The sequence below is a fragment of the Variovorax sp. H27-G14 genome, from assembly GCF_046156345.1.
In the GTDB taxonomy this organism is placed as follows: Bacteria; Pseudomonadota; Gammaproteobacteria; order Burkholderiales; family Burkholderiaceae_C; genus Variovorax.
Genome location: NZ_JAYLVN010000001.1, coordinates 888,247 through 913,354, shown reverse-complemented (window position 1 = coordinate 913,354; position 25,108 = coordinate 888,247). Strand labels below are relative to the sequence as shown.

Below are 25,108 nucleotides of genomic sequence, written 5' to 3'. Positions count from 1 at the left end.
CCTCACAGGCCGACCGCCTTCTTGATCAGTGCGAACACGTCGGTGTTGGTGATCACGCCGGAGAAGTTGTCCGCGCCCAGGCCTTGCGCGCCCAGGAACACGTCGGCGCCGCCGTGGGTTTCGGAGTCGCTGGTGGGGTCCATGGGCACCACGGCTTCCTGCTTGTAGTCCTTGCTTTCCAGCGCGGTGCTGTCGATGGCGCCACGCGTGGCCATGCGCGACGGGCCGTTGCCGAAACCGATGATGGTGTACGGGTTGCCGTCCACGTCCTTGCTGGTCTTGCTGGTGTCCACATAGTCCTTCACCAGGCCGAGCACGCCCGGCTTGCCGGCCTCGGTCTTGCCGGTGCGCGCGGCATAGCCGTTGAGCTGCAGCGTGTGGTCGTGGTCGGCCGTGACCACCACCAGCGTGTTCTTCAGGCCCGGGTCGATGGCCTGCATCTTCTCCAGCGCCAGCTTGATGGCGTCGTCGAAGGCGCCGGTGTCCTGCAGCGCGCGGCGTGCGTTGGTGGCGTGCAGCGCATGGTCGATGCGCCCGCCTTCCACCATCAGAAAAAAGCCTTTCTTGCGCGCGGCCAGCACGTCGATGGCCTTGCCGGTCATCTCGGCCAGGCTCGGCTCCTTGCTGGCGTCGCGGTCGAGGTCGTAGGCCATGTGGCTCTTGGTGAAGAGCCCGGCAATCTTGGTGGTGCCGTCCACGGGGAGCTTGTCGAACTCGCTCTTGTTGGCGGCGTAGCTGTACTTGGCGGTCTTCAGCTCGGCGATCAGGTTGCGCTTGTCGTTGCGCTTGCCGCCGTCTTCCTTGGTGTTGAAGTAGTCGGTGCCGCCGCCGAAGAACACGTCCACGCCGTCGCCCAGCTTGGCGTTGTAGCCCGCGCCGCCCGGCACCAGCGCCGCTGCAATGGTGTTCTCCGCGTCGCGGTGGCACACGTGCGAGTAGGTGGCGGCAGGGGTGGCGTGCGTGATGCGCGTGGTGGTCACCACGCCGGTGGCGTAGCCCTTGGCCTTGCTCTGCTCCAGCAGCGTTTCCACCGCCTGGCCGTTGCCCGAGGGGCAGGTGCTGTCGAAGTTGGTCTGGTAGGCCTTGCCCGATGCGTCGGCGGCCTTGGTGTCCGCGCTCATCGAGATGACCTCGTTGTTCATCTTCACGCCGGTCATGTAGGCCGACATCGAAGGCGCGCTGTCGGTCACCTGGGCGTCGTTGGAGTACGTGTGCACGAAGGCGGTTTCGGGCAGCGTGTCCATCGTCAGGTCGCCGTCTTCGCCGACCTTGTAGATGCGCGCGGCGGTCATGGTGGTGATGCCCATGCCGTCGCCCAGGAAGAACAGGATGTTCTTCTGCGCCTGGGCGGCCGGCGGTGTCGGCGTGGTCGCTGGCGGAATGAACGGCAGCACCGGGCTGTTGTTGTTGCTGCCGCCGCAGGCGGACAGCAGCAATGAGACGCCCAGCAGCGCTGGGGCAATGTAGCGTTGAGTCATGCAACTCCCTCGGATGGTTGTTTCGAGCGGCGCGCCTGCTGCGCGCCGCATCCGGGGTGCAATCTAAAGATTACAGATGACTCGGCCGTGACGAGTCACGCCTGCTGAAAAAGTTCAGCGAGATTTATTAGATGGAAATGAGGAAGAAAACCGGCTCAGCGCGCGGCCAGCCACCGCAGCGTGGCCGCGCCCGCCGCCGACGCCACGCCGCTCACCAGCGTGCCCCAGGCGATGTCGATGAACGACAGCGACAGCGGCCAGTTGCGGATCACGGCCAGGTTGGTCAGGTCGTAGGTGGCATAGCAGAACATGCCGAACAGCCCGCCCATCAGCGCGGCCCGCAGCACGCCCTGCGCCGCCACGCCCGGCACGATCGCAAAGACCAGCAGGCCGATCGGGTAGATCAGGTAGAACACCGCCGCAAAGGCCAGCCGCGGGTTGGGCGACATCAGGTCGCCCATGGCGTTCTTGTACAGGTTCTTGGCAACCACGCCCAGCCAGAGCATGTCGATGACCAGCAGCACGATGAAGGTGACGGCCCATGCGGCCAGGTGTTTGGTACTCATGCGCGGGATCGTATCCGCGCGCTTGGCAGGGCCTGCGAAAATTGCGCTTTTGGACTACAGCGGCGCTGCCGCTGACGGATATGCCCCTGCACACCACCGCCCTCGTTCTGTTCTCCGGCGGCCAGGACTCGACCACCTGCCTCGCCGATGCGCTCTCCAAATACCAGCGCGTCGAAACCCTGGGCTTCGACTACGGCCAGCGCCACCGCGTGGAGCTCGACGTGCGCGGCCCCATCCTCGCGAAGATGCGGGAGCGCTTCCCCGACTGGGCGCCGCGCCTGGGCGAAGACCATGTGCTCACGCTGGCCGCGTTGGCGCAGCTGGGCGGCTCGTCGCTCACGGAAGAAGTCGCCTTCGCCATGCAGGCCGACGGCCTGCCCAACACCTTCGTGCCGGGGCGCAACCTGCTGTTTCTCACGCTGGCCGGCGCGCTGGCCTACCGGCGCGGGCTGCAGGTGATCGTGACCGGCGTGTGCGAGACCGACTTCTCGGGCTACCCCGACTGCCGCGACGACACCATGAAGGCGATGCAGCTGGCGCTGTCGCTCGGGCTGGAGCGCCGCCTGGTCATCGAAACGCCGCTGATGTGGATCGACAAGGCCGAGACCTGGCAGATGGCCCACCGCCTGGGCGGCGAGCCGCTGGTCGAGCTGATCGTGGAAGAAACCCACACCTGCTACCTGGGCGACCGCGAGCACCGCCAGGCCTGGGGCTACGGCTGTGGCGAGTGCCCCGCCTGCGAGCTGCGCAAGAAGGGCTGGGAGCGTTACATCGGCTAAATCGGCTACACCGCGGCGGGCTGAACCGCCGAGGTGTTCAGGCGGTAGCGCGCACCGCCGTTCGCTCCCTCTTCCTGCGGCACCATCGTCCAGCGCTGGTTGTGAAAGTCGCCCACCGCCGCGCGGTGCGCGATCGACACCATCGCGCCGCCCGCCGCCTGCACCGTGGCCGCCAGGCGCTTGTAGAGCACGCCTTCGGCCTGCGCGTCCAGCGCGCTGGTGATCTCGTCGGCAAAGAGCCACGCCGGCTTTTTCAACAGCACCCGTGCAATGGCCAGGCGCTGCTGCTCGCCGCCCGAGAGCTTCTGGCTCCAGGCGTCGCTGTCGTCCAGCCGCGCGACCAGGTCGGGCAGCAGGGCGTCGGCCAGGGCCTGGCGCAGCTGGTCATCGCTGAAGTTGGTGGCCGGGTTGGGGTAGGTCAGCGCGTCGCGCAGCTTGCCGTCGGGCACGTAGGGGCGCTGCGGCATGAAGGCCACGTTGTCGGGCACGTCCAGCGTGCCCTTGGAGAACGGCCAGATGCCCGCGAACGAGCGGAACAGCGTCGACTTGCCGCTGCCCGAGGGGCCCTGCAGCAGCACGCTGTCGCCCGCCTTCACCGCCAGTGCGGCGCCCGCCAGCAGCGGCGTGCCGTTGGGCAGCGCCACCGCGAGGTCGTCGGTGCGCAGCACGTCCGCGGGCGTGCGCTGCAGGCCGTGGTCGCGCTGCGCATGCGCGCGCATGCCGTCGTCGAAGCTGGTCAGGCGGTCGGTGGTGGCGCGCCACACGGCCACGCTGTCGTAGTTGTCGACGAACCAGCTGAGCGACTCCTGCACCTTGCCGAAGGCCGAGCCAATCTGCATCAGATGCCCGAGCTGAAAGGCCCCGCCAAAGTACTGCTGCCCCGCCACCAGAAACGGAAAGATCACCGCCGCCTGCCCGAAGAACGAGGTGAAGGTGACCAGGTTCTTCTGCTGCTTGATCAGCTGCAGGTAGTTGCGCAGCACGTCGCCAAAGCGCAGGTCGAGCTGCTCGCGCTCCACCTTCTCGCCCTTGTCCAGCGCAATGGCCTCGCTGTACTCGCGCACGCGCACCAGGTGGTGGCGAAAGTCGGCCTCGTAGCGCTGCTGGGTGAAGTTCAGCTTGATCAGCGGGCGGCCGATGAAATGCGTGATGACCGTGCCGATGACGGAGTACACCAGCGCCACCCACACCATCGCGCCGACGATCTGGTACGTGGTGCCGCTGAAGGTGAAAGAGAAATTGCCCGACAGCCCCCACAGCAGGCCGATGAAGCTCATGAGCGTGACCACCGCGTTCAGCAGGCCCATCGACAGCGTCATGGTGGCGCTGGTGAAGATCTGCATGTCTTCCTGCAGACGCTGATCGGGGTTGTCGGGGGTCTGGCCTTCGTTGCCTGCCTTGCCGGCCTGGCCACCGTAACGCGCCAGCTCCAGGTGATAGAAGGTGCGGTCGGCCATCCAGCGCGACAGGTAGCTGCGCGTCATCCAGGAGCGCCAGCGCAACTGCAGCAGCTGCGTCACATAGAACTTGAGCACCTGCACCGCGATGTTGGCAAAGGCGATCCAGCCGAACACGCCCACCTCGCGCCAGAACACGGCCTGGTTCTTGGTCTGCAGCGCGTCGTAGAAGCGCCCGTACCACTCGTTGCCCAGCACGGCCACGTACACATAGAACAGGTTGAGCGCAACGATGGTCAGCAGCATGGCGCGGGCGCGCCATTTTTCTTCCGACTGAAAGTAGGGCGCCGCGAGCTTGAAGACGCGGCGCAGCACTTGAACGAAAGAGCCTGCGCGCGCTGTGACGGATGAAGACATTCGGTTTTCCTCGCAGGCGCTCGCGCGCCGGTCATCGTGAGGAAAACATAGTAAACAAAGGTTTCTTAAAGGCTTATTAAATCTGCCTGAAATGCAGCCTGATACCGAAAAAGATGCAGCTCAGCGCAGCATGACCCGGGCCGCGGTCGCAAGGAAATGCGCCAGCGGTGGCGTCCGCAGGCCTTCGACCTTCGCTGCTTCGTCCCACAGCCGCAGGCGCACCGCGTCTGCCGCCCATGCGAGCGCGGCAAAGCGCAGCGCCGCGTCGTCGTTCATCACGCCGCCCTGCAGCGCGAGGCTGCGCACCGAATCCGGCGAGAGCTTCGCCACGTAGTCGGGCTGCGTGGCGCACAGGTAGCGCTTGGCGTCGACATGCAGGCGAATCGGCTCGCGCACGGCGGCGTCGAACGCGCCGCGCAGCAAGGGCAGGGCGATGTACTGGTGGCGGTCGTCGATGCCCAGCTCGGTGGGCGACTGCGACAGCGTCTGGTGCTCGGCAATCAGCAGGTGGCCCAGGTCGTGCAGCAGCGCGGCGGTGACCAGTGCGTCACTGGCGCCGGCCTGTTCCGCGAGCCACGCGCACTGCAGCGCATGTTCGCTTTGCGACACCGGTTCGCCCGCGTACGCAAGCCCGCCGCGTTCCGCGAACAGGCGGGCGATTTCGGGGAGGTCGAGGGTCATGAAGTGGAACGCAGCGAAAGCGAAAAGCGCGGGGCAATAACCCACGCAGCTTGCCGTGACGCAGTGACATGCGCATGACGAAACAGCCGCCACCCCTCCGAGCTTTGCCGCCGTTTTGGGGATTTGGGGTTTTTTGAGGCATCTGACAAATGCCTGTCACATGCCACTGCCAGCATCGCCCGCATTCGTTGCCGCGCAGCGCTTGTGTACTTTTGCTTGCCTGTGCGTTTGCCGGCATCGCGCCCTTTCTTTTCTCCCCGTTTCTCCCTTTTTCTCCCGAGGAAACCTCACCATGCTGCACCGTCAACTCCGCTGGGCCTTCGTGCCGGCCGCCCTGTTCTCGCTGGCCTTTGCCGCATCGGCCCAGGGCCGCACCGAGCTGCTGGTCTACACCGCGCTCGAGGCCGACCAGGTGCAGGCCTACAAGGCCGCCTTCGAGAAAGAAAACCCCAGCGTGGAGCTGAAGTTCGTGCGCGACTCCACCGGCATCGTCACCGCCAAGCTGCTGGCCGAAAAGGCCAACCCGCAGGCCGACGTGGTGTGGGGCCTGGCCGCCACGTCGCTCATGCTGCTCGACAAGGAAGGCATGCTCCAGCCCTACGCGCCCAAGGGGCTGGACGCCATCAAGCCCACCATGCGCGACCCGGCCAACCCGCCCAAGTGGGTCGGCATGGACGTGTGGTCGTCGGCCATCTGCTTCAACACCACCGAAGCGACCAAGAAGAACCTGCCCAAGCCCACCAGCTGGGCCGACCTGACCAACCCCGTCTACAAGGGCCAGATCACCATGCCCAACCCGGCCGCCTCGGGCACGGGCTACCTGATGGTGTCGGGCTGGATCCAGATGATGGGCGAAGACAACGCGTGGAAGTACATGGACGCGCTGCACCAGAACATCGGCATCTACAGCCAGTCGGGCAGCAAGCCCTGCCGCCAGGCTGGCGCGGGTGAGTTCGCGCTGGGCATGTCCTTCGAATACCGCGCCAACAAGACCAAGCGCGACGGCGCGCCCATCGACATCGTGCTGCCCAAGGAAGGCCTGGGCTGGGACATGGAAGCCACCGGCATCATGAAGACCAGCAAGAAGCAGGAAGCCGCCAAGGCGCTGGCCGACTGGGCCGTGACCAGGCAGGCCAACGAGCTCTACGCGAAGAACTTCGCGGTGCTCGCGCTGCCGGGCATCCAGGAAAAGCTGGAGTTCGTGCCGGGCGACGTCGAGAAGCTGCTGGCCAAGAACGACTTCACCTGGGCTGCCGCGAACCGCGAGCGCATCCTGACGGAGTGGTCCAAGCGCTACGAGTCGAAGTCCGAGAAGAAGCCGCTCTGATCTGTTGTTCGAATCAAAGCGGTAACCGGCCATGACGAGCAGCAGCAGCTTTCTCTCCCTTCGCGGCATCGGCAAGTCCTTTGGCGCCACCCGCGTGCTCGACGGCATCGACCTGGACATCGAGCCCGGCGAGTTCGTGTGCCTGCTCGGCCCGTCGGGCTGCGGCAAGACCACGCTGCTGCGCATCGTGTGCGGCATCGAGCGTGCCGACAGCGGCCAGATCTTGCTGGGCGGCCAGGACATCGCGGGCCTGCCGCCCGCGGCGCGCGGCTTTGGCGTGGTGTTTCAGTCGTATGCGCTGTTCCCCAACCTCACGGCCGCGCAGAACATTGCCTACGGCCTGCATCCCACGGGCGCATTGGCCCGCGAGATGGCCAAGCGTTCGCGCGAGATGCTCGACCTGGTCGGCCTCACCGCGCATGCCGACAAGTATCCGGTGCAGCTCTCGGGCGGCCAGCAGCAGCGCGTGGCCCTGGCGCGTGCATTGGCCCCCAACCCGCGCCTGCTGCTGCTCGACGAGCCGCTCTCCGCGCTCGACGCGCAGGTGCGCGCCAGTTTGCGCAGCGAGATTCGCGCGCTGCAGAAGCGCCTGGGCATCGTCACGATCATGGTCACGCACGACCAGGAAGAAGCGCTGTCGATGGCCGACCGTGTGGTGTTGATGCACAACGGCCGCATCGAGCAGGCCGGCACGCCCGACGAGCTGTACCGCCAGCCGCGCACGCGTTTTGTGGCCGGCTTTGTCGGCCGCATGAACATGTTGCCCGCCACGGTGTTGGCCGACGGCAAGGTTCGTGTGCGCGACAGCGAGCTGTTCTGCGCGCCGGGCAACTTGAGCGTCGGCTCGCAAGCCACTGTGGGGATTCGTCCCGAGCACGTGGTGGTGAAGCGCTTCGGCACCGAGCTGGGTGCCAACAGTTTTGCGGCGCGTCTGCTGGACACCGAGTTCTTCGGCAACCGCACGTCTGCGCGGCTGGCCTGCGAGCCGCTGGGGATCGAGATCGAGGCCGAGTTGCCGGCCGATGCGCGTGGCGGTGGCGGGGAGCCGCTGGTGCCCAGCAGCATGGTGCATATCCAGTTGCCGTTGAATGCGCTGTCTGTGTTGGCGCATTGAGATGAGTGCTTTTTCGTGTGCGCGTCGTTCAGGGCGCGCCCACGCCGACGGCGTGCTTCTTTTCTCGAATGTCCCCCGGCCTTCGGCCTCCTCCTTTATTTCGCGAAAAGAAGCCCACCATCGGCGTGAGCGTTATGCGGAGCGGTCGTTGATCGTGCGATCACCGACAGCGTGTCCACGTGAACAGGGCACCGGGTGCTCCCCGCAGCGAAATAAAGGAGGAGGCCGCAGGCCGGGGGACATTCGCGGAGGGGAGTACCCGGTGGCCTGTGCACGCGCCCTGAAGAAGTCCGCCCCATGAGCAGCCCCCAAGAAGCCACCGCCGTCATCCCGCTGACGACGAAAAGCAGCAGCGCCTTCGACCGCGAGCGCTGGCTGACAGCTGCCGCCGTCGTGACGATGGTGCTGCTGCTGGTAGTGATCGTCGCGTTGCCCGTCGGTGCATTGGTCGGCCAGAGCTTCTTCGACCGCGCAGGGGCCTTCGTGGGCCTCGCGAACTTCGCGCGCTATTTAGACAACCCCGCGCTCGTGCAGTCGGCCTTCAACAGCCTGGGCCTGGCCGCCCTCAGCGCCGTGATCTGCACCGCCATCGCCTACGTGTATGCGTACGGCCTCACGCTCTCCTGCATGCCTGCGAAAGGCCTGCTGCGCGCCGTCGCGCTCGTGCCGCTGCTCGCGCCTTCGCTGCTGCCCGCCATCAGCCTCGTGTACCTCTTCGGCAACCAGGGCCTGTTCAAAGGCCTGCTCGGCGACGTATCGATCTACGGGCCGCTGGGCATCGTGCTCGGCTCGGTGTTCTGGACGCTGCCGCATGCGCTGCTGATTCTCACCACCGCCATGGCCACCTCCGACGGCCGGCTCTACGAGGCCGCGCAAACGCTGGGCGCCTCGCGCTGGCGCATCTTTCGCACCGTGACACTGCCCGCCTCGCGCTACGGCCTCGTCGTGGCCGCCATGGTCGTGTTCGTGCTGGTCATCACCGACTTCGGCGTGCCCAAGGTGGTGGGCGGCCAGACCGGCGTGCTGGCCACCGACATCTACAAGCAGGTGGTGGGGCAGCAGAACTTTCAGATGGGCGCCGTGGTCGGCCTGGTGCTGCTCATTCCGGCGGTGCTGTCGTTTCTGGTCGAGCGCCGCGTGCGCAGCAAACAGGCCGCGGCGCTCTCCGCGCGCGCCACGCCTTATCAGCCTGAGCCGGTGCGCGTGCGCGACCGCGCGCTGCTCGCGTTCTGCGCGCTCACGGCGCTGGCCATTCTGGTGATGATCGGCATGGCCGTGTTCGCATCGCTGGCCACCTACTGGCCCTACCAGCTCACGCCGTCGCTCAAGAACTACGACTTCAGCAACATGGACGGCGGCGGCTGGGGCAGCTACGTCAACTCGCTTCGGCTGGCTGTGTGCGCGGCGGTGGCGGGCGCGCTCGCCACCTTTGTGTCGGCCTACCTGGTCGAGAAGCCGCGCCACTTCGGCCTGTTGCGCGAGCTGCTCAACCTGCTGGCCAACCTGCCGCTGGCGGTGCCGGGGCTGGTGCTGGGCGTGGGCTACATCTTCTTCTTCATCTCGCCCGCGAACCCGCTGCGTGCCATCTACGGCAGCATGACCATTCTGGTGGTGTGCACCGTGGCGCACTTCTTCTCGGTGGCGCACCTCACCTCGCTCACCGCGCTGCGCCAGCTCGACCGCGAGTACGAGTTGGTGTCGGAGTCGATGGGGGTGCCGTTCTGGCGCACGCTGTGGCTGGTGCACCTGCCGGTGGCGCTGCCCACGGTGCTCAACGTGGGCGGGTACTTTTTCGTCAACGCGATGACCACCGTGTCGGCCGTCGTGTTTCTGTATTCGCCACAGACCTCGCTGGCCGCCGTTGCCGTGCTGAACATGGACGACGCCGGCGACGTGGCGCCCGCCGCCGCCATGGCCTCGCTGATCATGCTCACGGCCGCGGCCGGCCGGGGCGTGTTCGCGCTGGCGGGGCACTGGGCGCTCGAGCGCACCCAAACCTGGAGGCACCGCTGAATGCCCGGCACCGCACAAGCCCACCACCCCGACCATTTCGACCTGATCGTGGTCGGCGCCGGCATCGTCGGCCTGGCCCATGCGTACACCGCCGCGCAACGCGGGCTGAAGGTGTGCGTGGTCGAGCGCGACGCGGCCTGCGTGGGCGCGTCGATTCGCAACTTCGGCTTCATCACCGTCACCGGCCAGGCGCCCGGCGACACCTGGCGCCGCGCCATGCATGCGCGCGAGGTGTGGCAGCAGATTGCGCCTTATGCGGGTATCGACGTGGTGCACCGCAACCTCTGGCTCGCGGCCTACCGCCCCGAGGCGCACGACGTGCTGGAGGCCTTCATGCGCACGCCGATGGGCGAAGCCTGCGAGCTGCTGGACGCGGCCGACGCGCAGGCCAGGGCGCCGGCGCTGAGCCTGGCCGATGCGCAGTCCGTGCTGTTCAGCCCGCACGAGCTGCGCGTGGAGTCGCGCACCGCCATCGGCCTGCTCACGCGCTGGCTGGCCGAAGCGCACGGCGTGAGCTTTCGCTTCAGCGAGGCCGTGCTCGACGTGCAGACGCCGCGCGTGCGCACCGCGCGCGGCACGCTGCATGCCGAGCGCGTGGTGGTGTGCACGAACACCGACCTGCACGGCTTGTTCGCCGAGCGCATTGCCGCGCACGCGCTCACGCTGTGCCGCCTGCAGATGCTGCGCGTGCAGCCCGAGGCCGGCTTCCACTTGCCGGGCTCGGTGATGATGGACCTGAGCCTGGTGCGCTACGAGGGCTACAGCACCTTGCCCCAGGCCGCCGCGCTGCGCGCACGCCTGCAGCAGGAAGAGGCCGCCTCGCTCGACCACGGCATTCACCTCATCGTGGTGCAGAGCGCCGACGGCTCGCTGGTGGTGGGTGACTCGCACCACTACGCCGACGCGCCCGAGCCCTTTGCGATGGAAGCGGTCGACCAGCTCATCCTGCGGCACCTGCGCAGCACGCTGAACCTGGAGACCGCGCGAATCACCGAGCGCTGGACCGGCGTGTACCCGTCGTCGAAGACCACGCCCTGCGTGATCGACGCGCCCGACGACGCCACGCGCGTGGTGCTGGTCACCAGCGGCAGCGGCGCGAGCACCGGCTTCGGCATTGCGCACGACGTGTTCGAGGCGTGGTGATGCGTGGTGATGCCTGGTGATGCGTGATGCCTGATGAGCGCGCGCCGCGTTGGCCTTTCAACCGATTCTTTCTATCCTTTCATCCATGAACGCCCACCCCCATCCCGACTCGCATTCGCAACTCCAGGCCGTCGTGTTCGACTGGGCCGGCACTATCCTTGATTTCGGCTCCTGCGCGCCCATGGGTGCGTTCGTGAAGCTGTTCGAACAGTTCGGCGTGGACATCACCATCGCCGAGGCGCGCGGCCCCATGGGCATGGCCAAGTGGGACCACATCAAGGCGCTGGGCACGCTGGCGCGCATTGCCGCGCAATGGGAGGCCAAACAAGGCCATGCCTTCACCGATGCCGACGTCGACATGCTCTACGAAGTGTTCACGCCCATGAACGCGGCCAGCGCGCGCGACCATGCCGCGTTCATTCCCGGTGCGCTGGAGGCCGTGAATGCGGCACGCGCGCGCGGCCTGAAGATCGGCTCGACCACCGGCTACAACCGCCCGATCATGGAAGTGGTGGTGCCCATTGCCGCGGCCGGTGGCTATGCGCCCGACAACCTGGTGTGCGGCGGCGACCTGGCCGAAGGCCGCCCGTCGCCGCTCATGATGTACCGCTGCTTCGCCGACCTCGGCGTGTGGCCGCCGCACACCGTGGTGAAGGTCGACGACACCGGCGTGGGCCTGCAGGAGGGGCTGAACGCCGGCACCTGGGCCGTGGGCCTGGCGATCAGCGGCAACGCCAACGGGCTCACGCTGACTGAGTGGCAGGCGCTTGGCGAAGCGCAGCAGCAGGAGCGCCGTGCCAGCGCAACCGCCGCGCTGGAGGCCGCGGGCGCGCACTACGTGATCGACAGCGTGGCCGATCTGGCGCGGGTGCTGGACGACATCGAGCGGCGGTTGCAGGCGGGTGAACGGCCCGCGGCCACCGGCGGCTGAACGCTGCCGGAGGCCGCTGAAGGGCGCGCCGCTGCGGCTCGCGGGGTATCCTCGCCGCGGAGCCAAACAATGAACAACAAAGAGACAACCGCCCACCAGGCGGATTCGCGCTACGCCATGGTGCGCCTGGGCCTCACGCTGCTGATCATGACGGTCGGCAGCAGCGGCATGTACGTGGTGTCGGTGATGCTGCCCGCGGTGCAGGCCGAGTTTGGCCTGGCGCGCGCCGATGCCTCGCTGCCCTACACGATGCTGATGCTGGGCTTCGGCTTTGGCGGGGTGCTCATGGGCAAGCTGGCCGACCGGGTCGGCGTGATGTGGCCGCTGCTCATGGGCTCGGTCTTTCTGGGCCTGGGGTATGTGGCCACGGGGCTGTCGGGCGGCATCGTGTCGTTCACCGTCGCGCAGGCCTTGCTGGTCGGCCTGCTCGGCAGTTCGGTGGCCTTTGCGCCGCTGGTGGCCGACACCTCGCTGTGGTTCGTCAAGCGGCGCGGCATTGCGGTGGCGGTGTGCGCCAGCGGCAACTACCTGGCGGGCGCGGTGTGGCCGCCCATTGCGCAGCACTTCGTCGAAACGGTGGGCTGGCGCCAGACCTACATCGGCATGGGCATCTTCTGCGGCGTGACGATGGCGCTGCTGGCGCTGTGCTTTCGCGCACGGCCGCCCGCGCTGGCCGAGGCACCCGCCGCCAGCGCATCGAGCACTGGTGTTGCGCGCGACATGACGCGGCCCTTCGGTCTCAGCATGGGCACCGCGCAAGGCCTGCTGTGCGTGGCCGGCGTGGCCTGCTGCGTGGCCATGGCCATGCCGCAGGTGCACATCGTGGCGTACTGCGGCGACCTGGGCTACGGCCCTGCACAGGGCGCGATGATGCTGTCGCTGATGCTGGGCTTCGGCATCGTGAGCCGGCTGGTGTCGGGCGCCATCTGCGACCGCATCGGCGGGCTGCGCACACTGATGCTGGGCGGGCTGCTGCAGTGCGTGGCGCTGCTGCTGTTTCTGCCGTTCGACGGGCTGGTGCCGCTGTATGTCATTTCAGCGCTGTTCGGGCTGTTCCAGGGCGGCATCGTGCCCTCCTACGCCATCATCATTCGCGAGCATTTTCCGCCGAAGGAAGCCGGTGCGCGCGTGGGCACGGTGCTGATGTTCACGCTGTTCGGCATGGCGCTGGGCGGGTGGATGTCTGGCAAGGTGTTCGACCTCACGGGTAGTTACCACGCGGCGTTCTTGAACGGCATTGCGTTCAACCTGGTGAACGTGAGCATCGCGGCGTTTCTGCTGTTCAGGACGCTTCGGCGACCAGTCGGCCGAGTGTCTGCATCGCCTGCTCGCTGACCGTGTCCCAGGGGTGGCCGTAGTTCAGCCGCAGGCAGTTGGCGAAGGCGCGCGTCGCTGAAAAAATAGGCCCCGGCGCCACGCTGATGCCAAGCTCCAGCGCCTTGCGGTGAAGCGCCAGCGCGTTGGCCCGCGCCGGCAGTTCGACCCACATGAAGTACCCGCCCAGCGGCCGCGTGGCGCGCGTGCCCGGCGGAAAGTAATGGCCCACGGCCTGCGCGAAGGTGGCCTGCTGCAGGGCCAGTGTCTGGCGCAGCTTGCGCAGGTGCTTGTCGAGGCCGCCCCGTTCCAGGTAGCCCGCGAGCGCCTGCTGCGCGGGCGCCGAGGTGCTGAGCGTGGTCGTGAGCTTTTGCCGTGCGACCTGCCGCGCGAAGCGCCCGGCCGACGCCCAGCCGATGCGGTAGCCCGGCGCCAGGCACTTCGAAAAAGACGAGCAGTGCAGCACCAGCCCTTGCGTGTCGAAGGCCTTGGCCGGCGCGGGGCGGCGTTCGCCGAAGTAGAGCTCCGCGTACACGTCGTCTTCGATCAATGGCAGTTCGTGCCGCGCCAGCAGTTCGACCAGCGCCTTCTTCTTCGCGTCGGGCATCAGGCTGCCCAGCGGGTTCTGAAAGGTGGTCATGAGCCAGCAGGCGGTGGGCCTGTGCGCCGCAATGGCCAGCTCCAGTGCGGCCAGGTCGATGCCTTCGCCCGGGTGCGTGGGCACCTCGATGGCGCGCAGCCCCATGCGCTCCAGCGACTGCAGCGCCGCATAGAAGGTGGGCGATTCGACGATCACCGCGTCGCCCGGCCGCGTGACCGCCGCCAGGCAGAGGTTGAGCGCCTCCAGCGCGCCGTTGGTCACCACGATTTCGTCGGCCGGCACCGGCATGCCTTCGGCCAGGTAGCGCAGCGCGATCTGGCGGCGCAGCGCGGCGCTGCCGGGCGTGAGGTCGTCCACCGTGCTCCACGGGTCGAGCGCCTTGGCGCTGGCCGCCATGAACTGCCCCAGCCGCGCCAGCGGAAACAGCAGCGGGCTCGGAAAGGCCGAGCCGAAAGGCACCACCTTGCGCGACATGCTGGCTTCGAGGATGTCGAACACCTGGTCGCTCACGTCGAGCGACAGCGGGCTGCTGGCGGGGCGCGAGGTGAGGTTGGATTCGGGTGGCGCGTCGCGCAGGCCGCCGCCGGCGACGTAGTAGCCCGAGCGGTCGCGCGCACGCACCAGGCCGCGGGCCTCCAGCAGGTAGTACGCCTGGAACACGGTGGACGCGCTGACCCCGCGGCTCTGGCCGGTGTGGCGCACGGAGGGCAAGCGGTCGCCGGTTTTCAGCGTGCCGTTGCGGATCGAGGCCTCGATGTCGGCGGCGAGCGATTCATATCGCTTCATATCGCTTCATGTCGCCTGATGGGGGTTGTTCGTCATTCGGCAGCACTTTATCTGCGCTGGTCAATTGGAGCGAATCTGCATCTGTTTTTTTGATGCGCTTCGGTCCACACTCGAGCCCATGTCGAATCTCATGCGCGCGGTGCGCGCCGTTCTCTGGAGTTTCATCGGGCTGGGCGGACGCCGTGCCGACGCCGACCAGCGCACCGCGCAGGTCGGCATCCTGCCGCTGATTGGCGTGGCGCTGGTTTTGGTGCTGCTGCTGATCGCCGGGCTGATGGCCCTGGCGCATTACGCCGCCGGCGCATGAAGCGCGGGCTGCGGTTTCTTGCGCTCGGGCTGCTGCTCGCGTGGCAGGCCCTGGCCGGCGCGGCCACGCCGGCCACCGTGCCCGACACCATCGAACAGCGCGTGGCCGCCTGCATTGCCTGCCACGGCCGCGAGGGCGCGACCAGCAACGCGGGCTACTTTCCGCGGCTGGCGGGCAAGCCGGCCGGCTACCTGTTCAACCAGCTCGTGAGCTTTCGCGACGGGCGCCGCTTCAACACCGACATGGCGTACATGGTTCAGCACATGTCCGACGCCTACCTGCACGAAATTGCCGACTACTTCGCCGGGCTCGACCTGCCGTACCCGCCGGTCTCGCCCACCAGCGACGCCACGCCCGAGGTGCTCGCACGCGGCCGCATGCTGGCGCTGCAGGGCGACCCGGAGCGCCGGCTGCCCGCGTGCGTTCAATGCCACGGCGCGGCGCTCACCGGCGTGCAGCCGGCCACGCCGGGGCTGCTGGGCCTGCCGCGCCTGTACCTGGCCTCGCAGCTGGGTGCCTGGCTCACCAACGAGCGACATGCGCAGGCGCCCGATTGCATGGCCGAAGTCGGCCGGCGCATGTGGACCTCCGACGTGAACGCCGTGGCCGGCTGGCTGGCCACGCAGCCGGTGCCGGCCAATGCCAAGCCTGCCGCATCGCTGCCCGCGCCCATGCCCATCGCCTGCGGCGGCACCACCGAAGTGAAGAAGTGACAGGGCCGCGCTCATGAAACTGCGACACCTGCTCTGGACCCTGCTGACCCTGTTCGTGCTGCTGGCCGTGGCCGCCGGCACCGTCGTGGCGCTGAACCTGCGCGGCGAAGACCCGCTGCCCGCGCAGGCGCAAGCGTTCCAGTCCACGCCGCAGCAGGTCGAGCGCGGGCGCTACCTCGCGCTGGCCGGCAACTGCGCGGGCTGCCACACCACGCGCGGCGGCCGGCCCTATGCGGGCGGCCTGCCTATCGACACGCCCTTCGGCACCATCTATTCGAGCAACCTCACGCCCGACGACGGCACCGGCATCGGCAGCTGGAGCAGCGCGCACTTCTGGCGCGCCATGCACAACGGCCGCGGCAAAGACGGCCGCCTGCTGTACCCCGCGTTCCCGTACCCCAACTTCACCCAGGTGACGCGCGACGACTCCGACGCCATCTACGCCTACCTGCGCAGCGTGCCGGCCATCACCGAGGCCAACAAGGCGCACCGGCTGCGCTTTCCGTACGACACGCAACCGGCGCTGGCCGTGTGGCGCGCGCTGTCGTTCAAGCCCGAGCCCTTCTTGGCCAGCGCCGGCAAGCCCGCCGAGTGGAACCGCGGTGCCTACCTGGTCAACGGGCTGGGGCATTGCATCGCCTGCCACGGCCCGCGCAATTCGCTGGGCGCGACCGACACCAGGCTCGGCCTCTCCGGTGGCCTGATCGCGGTGGAGAACTGGTACGCGCCCTCGCTCACCGACCCGCACGAAGCCGGCGTGGCCGACTGGCCCCAGGCCGACGTGGTGGCGCTGCTGAAGACGGGCTTGGCGCCGCACGGCTCCGTCATGGGCCCGATGGCCGACGTGGTGTTTCGCAGCACGCAGTACCTGAGCGACGCCGACCTGGGCGCAATGGCGAGCTATCTGAAGGACTTGCCCAAGACACGCGCAGACGCCGCCGACGCTACGCCCGCGGCCAAGGCCCCCATCCGCCGCGACGCCGGCACCATGGCGCGCGGCGCGAAGATCTACGACCAGCGCTGCGCCTACTGCCACGGCGACCAGGGGCAGGGCGCGGCCGGCGCGTATCCGCCGCTGGCGGGCAACCGTGCCGTCAACATGGCGCGGCCCACCAACCTGGTTCAGGTGGTGTCGCATGGCGGCTTCCTGCCGACGACGGCCGGCAATCCGCGCCCCTACGGCATGCCGCCGTTCGGCCAGGTGCTGGACGCCGCCGACGTGGCGGCCGTGCTGACCTATGTGCGCGGCTCGTGGGGCAACGACAGCGCGCCGGTCACGCAGCTGGACACCATGCGCCGCTGAGGCGCCGTTCAAGCCCGGCTGAGGCCCGGCTGAGCCCCCGCCGCGTCACGCCGCGTGCGGGTGCCGCGCGCTGTCGTACAGCGCACGCGCCAGGTCGCGGTGCCGCGCCAGCAGCGGCGCGAGTTCCAGCCCGGTGAAGCGCCCGTCGCGGATGCGCACCGCGCCGTCGATCACGCTCAGCGACACCGTGCCCGGCGTGCAGAACACCAGCGCCGCCACCGGGTCGTGCCACGCGCCGGCATGCGCCACGCCACGCAGGTCGAAGGCCACGATGTCCGCCGACATGCCCGGTGCAAGCGCGCCGATGTCGTCGCGCCCCAGCACCTGCGCGCCGCCCAGCGTGGCAATTTCCAGCGCCTCGCGTGCCGTCATGGCGGCCGGCCCGTGGCCCACGCGCTGCAGCAGCATGGCCTGGCGCGCCTCGCCCAGCAGGTGCGCGCCGTCGTTCGATGCACTGCCGTCCACGCCCAGCCCCACGGGCACGCCCGCGCGCCGCATCGCGCCGATGGGCGCAATGCCTGAGGCCAGCCGCATGTTGGAACACGGGCAGTGCGCCACGCCGGTGCCGGTGCGCCCGAACAGCGCGATGCCGGCTTCGTCGAGCTTCACGCAGTGCGCGTGCCACACATCGCGCCCTACCCAGCCCAGGTCTTCGGCGTACTCGGCCGGTGTCATGCCGAACTTTTCGCGCGAGTAGGCCACGTCGTTGTCGTTCTCGGCCAGGTGCGTGTGCAGCGACACGCCGCGCTCGCGCGCCAGCTCGGCCGACAGGCGCATCAGGTCGCGCGACACCGAGAACGGCGAGCACGGCGCCAGCACGATGCGGCGCATCGAATGGCGCGAGGCGTCGTGCCAGCGGTCGATGAGCCGCTCGCTGTCGCGCAGGATGGCGGCTTCGCTCTCCACCACCTCGTCGGGCGGCAGGCCGCCGGCGCTGCGGCCCACGCTCATGCTGCCGCGCGCCGCATGAAAGCGCATGCCCATGGCGTCGGCCGCCTCGATGGAATCGTCCAGCCGCGAGCCGTTGGGAAACAGGTAGAGGTGGTCGCTGCTGGTGGTGCAGCCCGAGAGCATCAGCTCGGCCATGGCGGTCTGCGTGGACACGCGAATCGCCTCGGGCGTGAGGCGCGCCCACAGCAGGTACAGGTGGGTAAGCCAGCCGAACAGCTCGGCGTTCTGCGCGTCGGGCACGGCGCGCGTGAGGCTCTGGTACATGTGGTGGTGCGTGTTGACCAGGCCCGGCATCACCACATGGCCCTGCATGTCGAGCGCCTCGGCCTGGCCGTTGCGCAGCGCGTCGAGGCAGGGGGCAGGCAGCTCGGCCGTGGGCCCGACCCAGGCCACCGCGGGCCCGTCGCACACCACGGCGCCGTCGGCAATTTCGCGCCGTGCGGCGTCCATGGTGACCAGAACGTCGGCATGTCGAAGGATCAGCATGCCGGCATTCTTGCGCGCGCTCAGCGCGCGGGCAAGCCCGTGGGCGGGGCCGCGCCCGCTCGCCCCCTGATCAGAGCTCGTTGCTGATGCCGCTGCTCACATGCCCTGCCGGCACATGCCGCGAGGCCGCATCCACGTGACCGGTCTGGTCGTCGAAGAAGAAGTCGGGCTCGAACTCGCGCAGAAACTCGCCCTTGGGCAGGCCGCCCAGAAACATGGCCTCGTCGACGCGGATGTTCCACTTCATCAGCGTGCGAATGGCGCGCTCGTGCGCCGGTGCGCTGCGCGCGGTGACCAGCGCGGTGCGAATGCGCATCTGCGCGTTGCCCGCCATCTGCAGCCGGTGCAAGGCCATCAGCAGGGGCTTGAACGGGCCTTCGGGCAGTGGCAGGTCGGCCTTGCTGAGTTCGTGCGCCTGAAAGGCGTCCAGGCCCTCGGCCTGGAACACGCGCTCGGCCTCGTCGCTGAACAGCACCGCGTCGCCGTCGAAGGCAATGCGCACTTCGTTCGGCCATGCTTCGCTGGCCTTCACCGACTCCACCAGCACGCGCGCGGCCGGAAAGCCCGCAACCAGCGCCTCGCGCACATCCTGCGCATTGACCGACAGGAACAGGTGCGCGCGCAACGGGCGCAGGTAGCCGAAGGGCGGGCGGCCCTGCGTGAACACGCCGCGCTGCAGCTTGATGTCGGCCGCCGCGCTCGACTTGAAGATGCGCATGCCCGACACCGGATCGTTGCGCGACAGAATCACCACCTCCACGCGCTGCACGCCGTCTTCGTTGAAGCGCAGCAGCTTGCGGATCAGCGAGTACGCGATGCCCGGCGCGGCCGGCACGTCGATGCGGTCGAGCTGCAGCTTCATGTAGCCCTCGTTGTCGCCGGCGTCGAAGACCTTGTTTTCTTCTTCGAGGTTGAACAGGGCGCGCGAGGAGATCGCGACCACCAGCTTGTCTTCGAGCGTTACGGACATGGCGTGTGCTCCAGGGTGCGTGAAGCGACGCGCTGCGTCACTTGATGAATTGGTTCAGTTGAATGATCGGCAGCATCACCGCCAGCACGATCAGCATCACCACGCCGCCCATCGCCACGATCAGCAGCGGCTCCAGGATGGTGGCCAGGTGCATGGCGCGGCGCTGCACTTCGGCGCCCAGTTGGTTGGCCGCGCGCTGCAGCATCAGCGGCAGCGTGCCTGTCTGCTCGCCCAGGCGCGCGAACATCGACACCAGTCCCGGAAAGCGTTTTTTCTGCGCCAGCGCCGAGGCCAGCGGCGCGCCTTCGCGCACCAGCACCAGCGCGTCGAGCGCGTCGGCGCGCATGGCGCGGTTGCCCAGTGTTTCGGAGGCCGCCTGCAGCGCCTTCAAGATTGGCACGCCGGCCGTGGCCAGCATGGCCAGCGTGCTGGCAAAGCGCGCCGCGTTGTAGCCGCGTGCGAGCTTGCCGACCAGCGGCAGCTTGAGCCAGGCGGCATCGAACTTCAGGCGGAAGGCCTCCTGCGCCAGCGCCAGCCGCACGCCGACAAAGGCGAGCACCAGCGCGCCCAGCATCCACCAGCCGTAGTTGCGCACGCCCGCGCTCAGCGACAGCATCACCGTGGTTAGAAAGGGCAGCGAGCGCTTGGTGCCCGCGAACACCTGCGCCACCTGCGGCACCACATAGCTCACGAGGAAGATCACGATCACGATCGCCACCAGCGTGACGATGGCCGGGTACAGCGCCGCGCCAATCAGCTTTTGCTGCAGCGCCTGGCGTTCTTCGAGGTCGTCGGCCAGGCGGTCGAGCACCAGGCCCAGGTTGCCGCTTTGCTCGCCCGCGCCGATCACTGCCGTGTAGATGGGAGAGAACTCGCGCGAGTGGGCCGACAGCGCGCGCGCAAACGGCGAGCCCGCGTTGACTTCGGCCCGCAGCGACGCCACCAGGTTGCGTTGCGGCTCCGACTCGGCTTCGTCGGTGAGCGCGGTGAGCGCGCGTTCCAGCGGCAGGCCGGAAGACACCAGGCCTGCGAGCTGACGCGTCCACACGGCCAGGCCGGTGGAGTTGAAGACGCGCTTGCCGCCGCCCAGCCAGCCGCTCAGTCCGCTGCGCTTCCCGGTGCCGTTGATGTGGTCGCTGCCGACCGGCTTGACCGACAGCGGAATGAGCGCCTGCGCCCGCAACAGGCTGCGCGCGCTGCGGGCGGTGTCGGCCTCGAGCACGCCTTCGCGCGACTGGCCGGTGGCATCGATGGCTTCGAAGGAATAGGCGGGCATGGTGAGCTTGACGGTCTGGCGCGGTGCGCGCTAGTCACGCGTGACGCGCAGCAGCTCGGCGCGCGACGTGACGCCGGCCTGCACCAGCCGCTCGCCGTCTTCGCGCATCAGGCGCAGGCCGCCGAGTGCGCCGGCCTTCAGCAGCTCGCTCTCGGCCGCCTTGCTGTGGATCAGGCCCTGCACGGTCTCGTCGGCCACCAGCAGCTCGAAGATGCCGGTGCGGCCCTGGTAGCCGGTCTGGCCGCACACGTCGCAGCCCGCGCCGGCGCACACGGTGCACACCTTGCGCACCAGCCGTTGCGCCAGCACGCCCAGCAGCGACGAGCTCAGCAGGAAGGGCTCCACGCCCATGTCGGTCAGGCGGGTGACGGCGCTCACCGAGTCGTTGGTGTGCAGCGTGGCCAGCACCAGGTGGCCGGTGAGCGAGGCCTGAATGGCAATCTGCGCGGTTTCGAAGTCGCGAATTTCGCCGATCATGATCACGTCGGGGTCTTGCCGCAGGATGGCGCGCAGGGCCTTGGCGAAGGTGAGTTCGATCTTCGCGTTGATCTGGGTCTGGCCCACACCCGGCAGCTCGTACTCGATGGGGTCTTCCACCGTCATGATGTTGCTGCGGCTCGCATCGAGCCGGGCCAGCGCGGCGTACAGCGTGGTGGTCTTGCCCGAGCCCGTGGGCCCGGTCACCAGAATGATGCCGTGCGGCTGCGAGATGAGCTTTTCGAAGCGGTTCAGCGTGTCGCCCTGCATGCCCACCGATTCGAGCGTGAGCTTCGATTCGCTCTTGTCCAACAGCCGCAGCACGGCGCGTTCGCCGTGCGCGCTGGGCAGCGTCGACACGCGCACGTCGACCGCGCGCGTGCCGATGCGCAGGCTGATGCGCCCGTCCTGCGGCAGGCGCTTTTCGGAGATGTCGAGGTCGGCCATGATCTTCAGCCGCGAGATCAGCGCCGCGTGCAGCGCGCGGTTGGGCTGCACCACTTCGCGCAGCGTGCCGTCGATGCGAAAGCGCACGGAAGACGTGCGCTCGTAGGGCTCGATGTGGATGTCGCTGGCGCCGTCGCGCGCGGCCTGCGTGAGCAGCGCATTCAGCATGCGGATGATGGGCGCGTCGCCCGCGCTGGCCAGCAGGTCTTCCACGGCGGGCAGCTCCTGCATCATGCGCGAGAGGTCGGCGTCGTTCTGCACCTCGCTCACCACGGCGGCAGCGCTCGATTCGCCCTGCGCGTAGGCCGCGCTGATGCGTTGCGCCAGCACCCCGTCGGCCAGCACCTCGAAGGCCTGCACGCCGTGCTTGCGCGCCACCTCGCTCACGGCGCTGCGCGCGGGGTGCGAGGACATCCACAGCGTGTAGCGGCCGTCGTCGGTTTGCTCCAGCAGCAGTTGCTGGCTGCGTGCGAACGCGTATGGCAGGGGGTAGCGGGTGGACATCGCAGCAGTATCAGGGCAGTTCGCGCGCGCTGACCGGGTCGGCCGTGGGCGGCAAGGCGCCACGCAGCGGGCTGGGGGCCAGCTTGCGGTTGTCGCGTGGCAGCGCCGGCTGCGGAATCAGCTGGGTGCCTTCTTCGCGCAGGCCGCCGGTGCGGTTGCTGGCGGCGCCCAGCGGCGGCGACTCCGGCAGCACCGGTGCTGCATTCACATTGCGCAGCATCACGTTGTCGGTGTTGGGCTGCGTGGCCTGCTGCAGGCCGCGGATCTGGTCGTAGCGGTCGTAGGCGAAATTTTCGGTGGCATTGGCGTCGCGCATGACCACCGGGCGCAGGAACATCATCAGGTTGTTCTTCTCGCGCTTGCGGATCTCGTTCTTGAACAGGTTGCCCACGATGGGGATGTCGCCGGCAAGCGGCACCTTCTCGACGGAGTTGCCGTAGGTGTCCGACAGCAGGCCGCCCAGCATGACCAGGCCGCCGTCTTCCACCAGCACGCTCGACTCGAGCGAACGCTTGTTGGTGGTGGGGCCGTTGGGGTCGGTGGTGGTGCCGGCCGCGACGTTGGAGATCTCCTGGAAGATCTGCATCTTCACGGTGCCGTTCTCGTTGATGGTCGGGCGCACGCGCAGCGTGAGGCCCACGTCCTTGCGCTCCACGGTGGTGAAGGGGTTGATGCCCACCGAGCCCGAGGTGCTGGCGTACGAGCCCGTGGGAAACGGCACGTTCTGGCCGATGACGATCTTGGCCTCTTCGTTGTCCAGCGTGAGCAGGTTGGGCGTGGACAGCACGTTGGCGTCGTTGTCGCTGCTGAAGAAGTTGGCGATGGCGCCCAGGATGTACTGGCCGCCGACCTTGCCCGCAATGCCCAGGTTGAGGCCGGTGGGAAGGCTGATGCCCGCGGCGTTGCGCGTGGCGATGGCCTGGGTCAGCGTCAGGATGTTGGAGCCGGTCAGGCTCGAATTGGTGCCGATCACCGCGTTGTTGCCCAGCGCGCTTTGCCACTGCACGCCAAAGTTCGCGGCCTTGGTGGCGTTCACCTCGACGATCAACGCCTCGATCATCACTTGCGCGCGGCGCCCGTCGAGCTTGTCGATCACGGCGCGCATCTGGCGGTACTGCGGCTCGGGCGCGGTGATGATCAGCGAATTGGTGCTCGGGTCGGCCTGGATCTGCCCGCCGGTGGAAGGCTGGTTGGCGTTGTTCAGCGGGGCCGACGCCTGCGGCGAGCTGCTGCCCTGGCCACCGCCGCCAAAGGCCGTTTGCTGCCCTTGCTGCGCCAAGGCGTTCTGTGCCTGCGGCTGCCCCGCGCCACCGCCGCCCGCGCCCCCCTGCGTGGTGTTGATCTGGTTGGCCGCCATGGCGGCGCGCAGCGTGGACGCCAGGCGCACCGCGTCGGCGTTCTTCAGATAGACCACGTAGATGTTGCCGGCCGCGCCGTTGCTGCTCTCCGCGGCGGGGCGGTCGAGCTTGTCGACCAGCGAGCGCACCAGGCTCACGCGCGCCGGGTTGGCCGCGCGAAGAATCAGCGAGTTGCTGCGCGGGTCGGCCATCAGCGTGGTGCGAAACGAGGCATCGGCCCCACCCGGCACGGCCGCGGCACCCGGTGCGCCGGAGCCGCCGCCGTCGATCAGCCGCTGCACCAGCGGCACCATGTCGGTGGCAATCGAATGCTTGAGCTGGATCACCTCGATGTCGGAGGCATTGGGCACGTCCAGCGACGCGATGATGCGCGCCAGCCGGCGCATGTTGTCGGCATAGTCGGTGATCACGAGCGAGTTGTTGCCCGGGTTCACGTTGATGGTGTTGTTGGGCGGAATCAGCGGGCGCAGCACCGGCAGCAGGCTGTTGGGGGACTCGTAGTTCAGCCGGAAGATCTGCGTGACGATCTGGTTGCTGCCGCTGGACGCGGTGGCGCCGATGGAGGTGTTGACGGTGCTGCTCTGCAGCTTGGCGTCGGCCTCGGGCACCACCTTGTACAGGCCGTCGGCCTCCACCACCGCAAAGCCCTGCAGGCGCAACGCCGACGCAAACTGGTTGAACGCGGCGCCCGGCTGGATGGCGCGGTCGGTGACCAGGTTCATGGTGCCCTTCACGCGCGGGTCGACCACCACGTCGCGCCCGGTCACCACTGCCATGGTGCGTGCCACGGCCTCGATGTCGGCGTTGGCAAAGTTCAGCGTGATCGGCTCGCCGCGGCGCGGGGCGTCGCCGGTCTGCGCGAACACCGCGGGCGCCGCCTGCAGGAACGTGGCGGCGATCAGCACGCGCACGGCAAGTGCGACGGTGCCGGTCGAAAACAGTGGCTTCATCATGAGGATCAACCCAGGGTGATGATCGAACGCGCGTTGTCGCGGCGTCCGATGATGTTCAACAAATTGGAAAGTGCGTCTTCGCGGCCGGGCGCGGCACTGGCTTCGCCGTTGAAGCGGAAGGCGGTGCCGTTCCAGCTGCCGCTGCCGTTCAGCTCGAGGCTGCCCTCGCGCGTGCTCAGCAGCAGCGTGGGGCGGCTGCCGCCTTCGAGCGTGAGGCGGTAGCTGCCCATCGGCCGCAGGGTCGACAGGCTGGAAGAAACGTCGGTGGCGTCGAGCGTGGCCTGGCCGGCGATGCGCAGCGCGGGGCCGTCCCATTGCATGGCAAAGGCCTTGGTGCTGAGGTCGAGCGCACCTTCGAGCTTGAGCGTGTTCCAGGGCGCGCCCAGGCCGGTGAGCATGGTGGCGGGCCAGCGCGAGCGGCTGTCCTGCCAGGTGAGCAAAAGGCCACCGGCGCGCGGGCTGGCCCGCAGTTCGAGTGGCTGCGCGGCGCAGCAGGGCAGATCGAGGCTGGCGACGATGCCGCCCCAGCTGGGGCGCATGCGCCAGTGAAGCACGCCGGGCAGCGACACCGCCTGCGCGCCACCGGCGCCGCTGGCGAACACCACGGCGGCCGTGCCGTTCCAGACTGTGCCGCGCGGGTTGGCCAGCACCAGGCGGCCCTGGGTCCAGCCCGACAGCGCCGCCGACAGCCAGCGCGCCGGCGCGAACAGCACCACCGCCAGCAGTACGCCGATGGCAATGCCCAGCAGCGCCCAGCGCCAGCCGCGGCGCGCCCTGGGTTCGGAAAGGGGGGCGCGGGTCACCATGCGGGCTTGC

At 68.5% G+C, this 25,108-nt stretch carries 21 protein-coding genes; 10 read left to right on the top strand and 11 right to left on the bottom strand.

Features of this window, described 5'->3' with window-relative positions:
• Positions 1–2: 2 nt before the first annotated feature.
• Both VLK31_RS04270 and VLK31_RS04265 read right to left on the bottom strand, forming a co-directional pair.
• Complete coding sequence (locus tag VLK31_RS04270; RefSeq protein WP_409167115.1) at positions 3–1,478, bottom strand: alkaline phosphatase; 1,476 nt, start codon at positions 1,476–1,478, stop codon at positions 3–5.
• Positions 1,479–1,633: 155 nt separating this feature from the next.
• Positions 1,634–2,044 carry a DUF2177 family protein gene (locus VLK31_RS04265; protein ID WP_409167114.1) on the bottom strand — a complete coding sequence of 137 codons (411 nt, stop codon included), beginning with the start codon at positions 2,042–2,044 and terminating at the stop codon, positions 1,634–1,636.
• Positions 2,045–2,124: 80 nt separating this feature from the next.
• On the opposite strand from VLK31_RS04265, the gene queC reads away from it, so the two are divergent.
• Entirely contained in the window at positions 2,125–2,823 is a 699-nt protein-coding gene (gene queC, locus VLK31_RS04260) for a 7-cyano-7-deazaguanine synthase QueC (RefSeq protein ID WP_409167113.1), read from the top strand.
• Positions 2,824–2,828: 5 nt separating this feature from the next.
• Here the strand turns inward: queC and VLK31_RS04255 are convergent, their stop codons facing one another.
• Both VLK31_RS04255 and VLK31_RS04250 read right to left on the bottom strand, forming a co-directional pair.
• Positions 2,829–4,637, bottom strand: coding sequence for an ABC transporter ATP-binding protein/permease (locus VLK31_RS04255; RefSeq protein ID WP_409167112.1), 1,809 nt, complete (start codon positions 4,635–4,637; stop codon positions 2,829–2,831).
• A 120-nt stretch (positions 4,638–4,757) separates the two neighbouring features.
• Positions 4,758–5,318 carry a phosphonate degradation HD-domain oxygenase gene (locus tag VLK31_RS04250; RefSeq protein WP_409167111.1) on the bottom strand — a complete coding sequence of 187 codons (561 nt, stop codon included), beginning with the start codon at positions 5,316–5,318 and terminating at the stop codon, positions 4,758–4,760.
• 292 nt (positions 5,319–5,610) lie between these two features.
• Between VLK31_RS04250 and VLK31_RS04245 the strand changes: the two genes are divergently transcribed.
• The 6 genes from VLK31_RS04245 (at position 5,611) to VLK31_RS04220 (ending at position 13,181) form a co-directional block, all read left to right on the top strand.
• Positions 5,611–6,645 carry a putative 2-aminoethylphosphonate ABC transporter substrate-binding protein gene (locus VLK31_RS04245; RefSeq protein WP_409167110.1) on the top strand — a complete coding sequence of 345 codons (1,035 nt, stop codon included), beginning with the start codon at positions 5,611–5,613 and terminating at the stop codon, positions 6,643–6,645.
• A gap of 31 nt (positions 6,646–6,676) precedes the next feature.
• A complete protein-coding gene (locus tag VLK31_RS04240; protein ID WP_409167109.1) occupies positions 6,677–7,759 on the top strand; it encodes an ABC transporter ATP-binding protein in 1,083 nt (360 codons plus the stop codon).
• 297 nt (positions 7,760–8,056) lie between these two features.
• Positions 8,057–9,772 carry a putative 2-aminoethylphosphonate ABC transporter permease subunit gene (locus VLK31_RS04235; RefSeq protein ID WP_409167108.1) on the top strand — a complete coding sequence of 572 codons (1,716 nt, stop codon included), beginning with the start codon at positions 8,057–8,059 and terminating at the stop codon, positions 9,770–9,772.
• Positions 9,773–10,915, top strand: a complete 1,143-nt coding sequence (locus tag VLK31_RS04230) for a TIGR03364 family FAD-dependent oxidoreductase (protein ID WP_409167107.1) — start codon at positions 9,773–9,775, stop codon at positions 10,913–10,915.
• A gap of 85 nt (positions 10,916–11,000) precedes the next feature.
• Positions 11,001–11,846, top strand: coding sequence for a phosphonoacetaldehyde hydrolase (gene phnX, locus VLK31_RS04225; protein WP_409167106.1), 846 nt, complete (start codon positions 11,001–11,003; stop codon positions 11,844–11,846).
• 69 nt (positions 11,847–11,915) lie between these two features.
• Positions 11,916–13,181 carry an MFS transporter gene (locus tag VLK31_RS04220; protein WP_409167105.1) on the top strand — a complete coding sequence of 422 codons (1,266 nt, stop codon included), beginning with the start codon at positions 11,916–11,918 and terminating at the stop codon, positions 13,179–13,181.
• Here VLK31_RS04220 and VLK31_RS04215 read toward each other — a convergent pair.
• Positions 13,129–14,547, bottom strand: coding sequence for a PLP-dependent aminotransferase family protein (locus VLK31_RS04215; protein ID WP_409167104.1), 1,419 nt, complete (start codon positions 14,545–14,547; stop codon positions 13,129–13,131). The genes VLK31_RS04220 and VLK31_RS04215 overlap by 53 nt on opposite strands.
• Positions 14,548–14,665: 118 nt before the next feature.
• On the opposite strand from VLK31_RS04215, the gene VLK31_RS04210 reads away from it, so the two are divergent.
• From VLK31_RS04210 to VLK31_RS04200, 3 genes are read left to right on the top strand one after another with little or no spacing between them, the layout of a single operon-like run.
• Positions 14,666–14,854: a DUF2970 domain-containing protein gene (locus VLK31_RS04210; RefSeq protein ID WP_409167103.1), complete on the top strand. Its 189-nt coding sequence runs from the start codon at positions 14,666–14,668 to the stop codon at positions 14,852–14,854.
• Complete coding sequence (locus tag VLK31_RS04205; protein ID WP_409167102.1) at positions 14,851–15,567, top strand: c-type cytochrome; 717 nt, start codon at positions 14,851–14,853, stop codon at positions 15,565–15,567. Before VLK31_RS04210 ends, VLK31_RS04205 begins: the two co-directional genes overlap by 4 nt.
• A 13-nt stretch (positions 15,568–15,580) precedes the next feature.
• Positions 15,581–16,870, top strand: a complete 1,290-nt coding sequence (locus VLK31_RS04200; RefSeq protein WP_409167101.1) for a c-type cytochrome — start codon at positions 15,581–15,583, stop codon at positions 16,868–16,870.
• A gap of 45 nt (positions 16,871–16,915) precedes the next feature.
• Here the strand turns inward: VLK31_RS04200 and VLK31_RS04195 are convergent, their stop codons facing one another.
• The 6 genes from VLK31_RS04195 to gspN all read right to left on the bottom strand — a co-directional run bounded on the left by VLK31_RS04195 (position 16,916) and on the right by gspN (position 25,098).
• Positions 16,916–18,307: an 8-oxoguanine deaminase gene (locus VLK31_RS04195; protein WP_409167100.1), complete on the bottom strand. Its 1,392-nt coding sequence runs from the start codon at positions 18,305–18,307 to the stop codon at positions 16,916–16,918.
• Between the two features lie 70 nt (positions 18,308–18,377).
• Positions 18,378–19,277: a 5'-nucleotidase gene (locus VLK31_RS04190; protein WP_409167099.1), complete on the bottom strand. Its 900-nt coding sequence runs from the start codon at positions 19,275–19,277 to the stop codon at positions 18,378–18,380.
• Between the two features lie 37 nt (positions 19,278–19,314).
• The gene (gspF, locus tag VLK31_RS04185; RefSeq protein ID WP_409167098.1) at positions 19,315–20,553 is read right to left on the bottom strand and encodes a type II secretion system inner membrane protein GspF; all 1,239 of its coding nucleotides are present in this window, start codon (positions 20,551–20,553) and stop codon (positions 19,315–19,317) included.
• A gap of 30 nt (positions 20,554–20,583) precedes the next feature.
• Positions 20,584–21,981, bottom strand: coding sequence for a GspE/PulE family protein (locus VLK31_RS04180; protein ID WP_409167097.1), 1,398 nt, complete (start codon positions 21,979–21,981; stop codon positions 20,584–20,586).
• 10 nt (positions 21,982–21,991) lie between these two features.
• On the bottom strand, positions 21,992–24,292 hold the full coding sequence (gene gspD / locus VLK31_RS04175) for a type II secretion system secretin GspD (RefSeq protein ID WP_409167096.1): 2,301 nt from the start codon (positions 24,290–24,292) through the stop codon (positions 21,992–21,994).
• A 5-nt stretch (positions 24,293–24,297) separates the two neighbouring features.
• Entirely contained in the window at positions 24,298–25,098 is an 801-nt protein-coding gene (gene gspN / locus VLK31_RS04170; RefSeq protein ID WP_409167095.1) for a type II secretion system protein N, read from the bottom strand.
• Positions 25,099–25,108 lie beyond the last annotated feature (10 nt).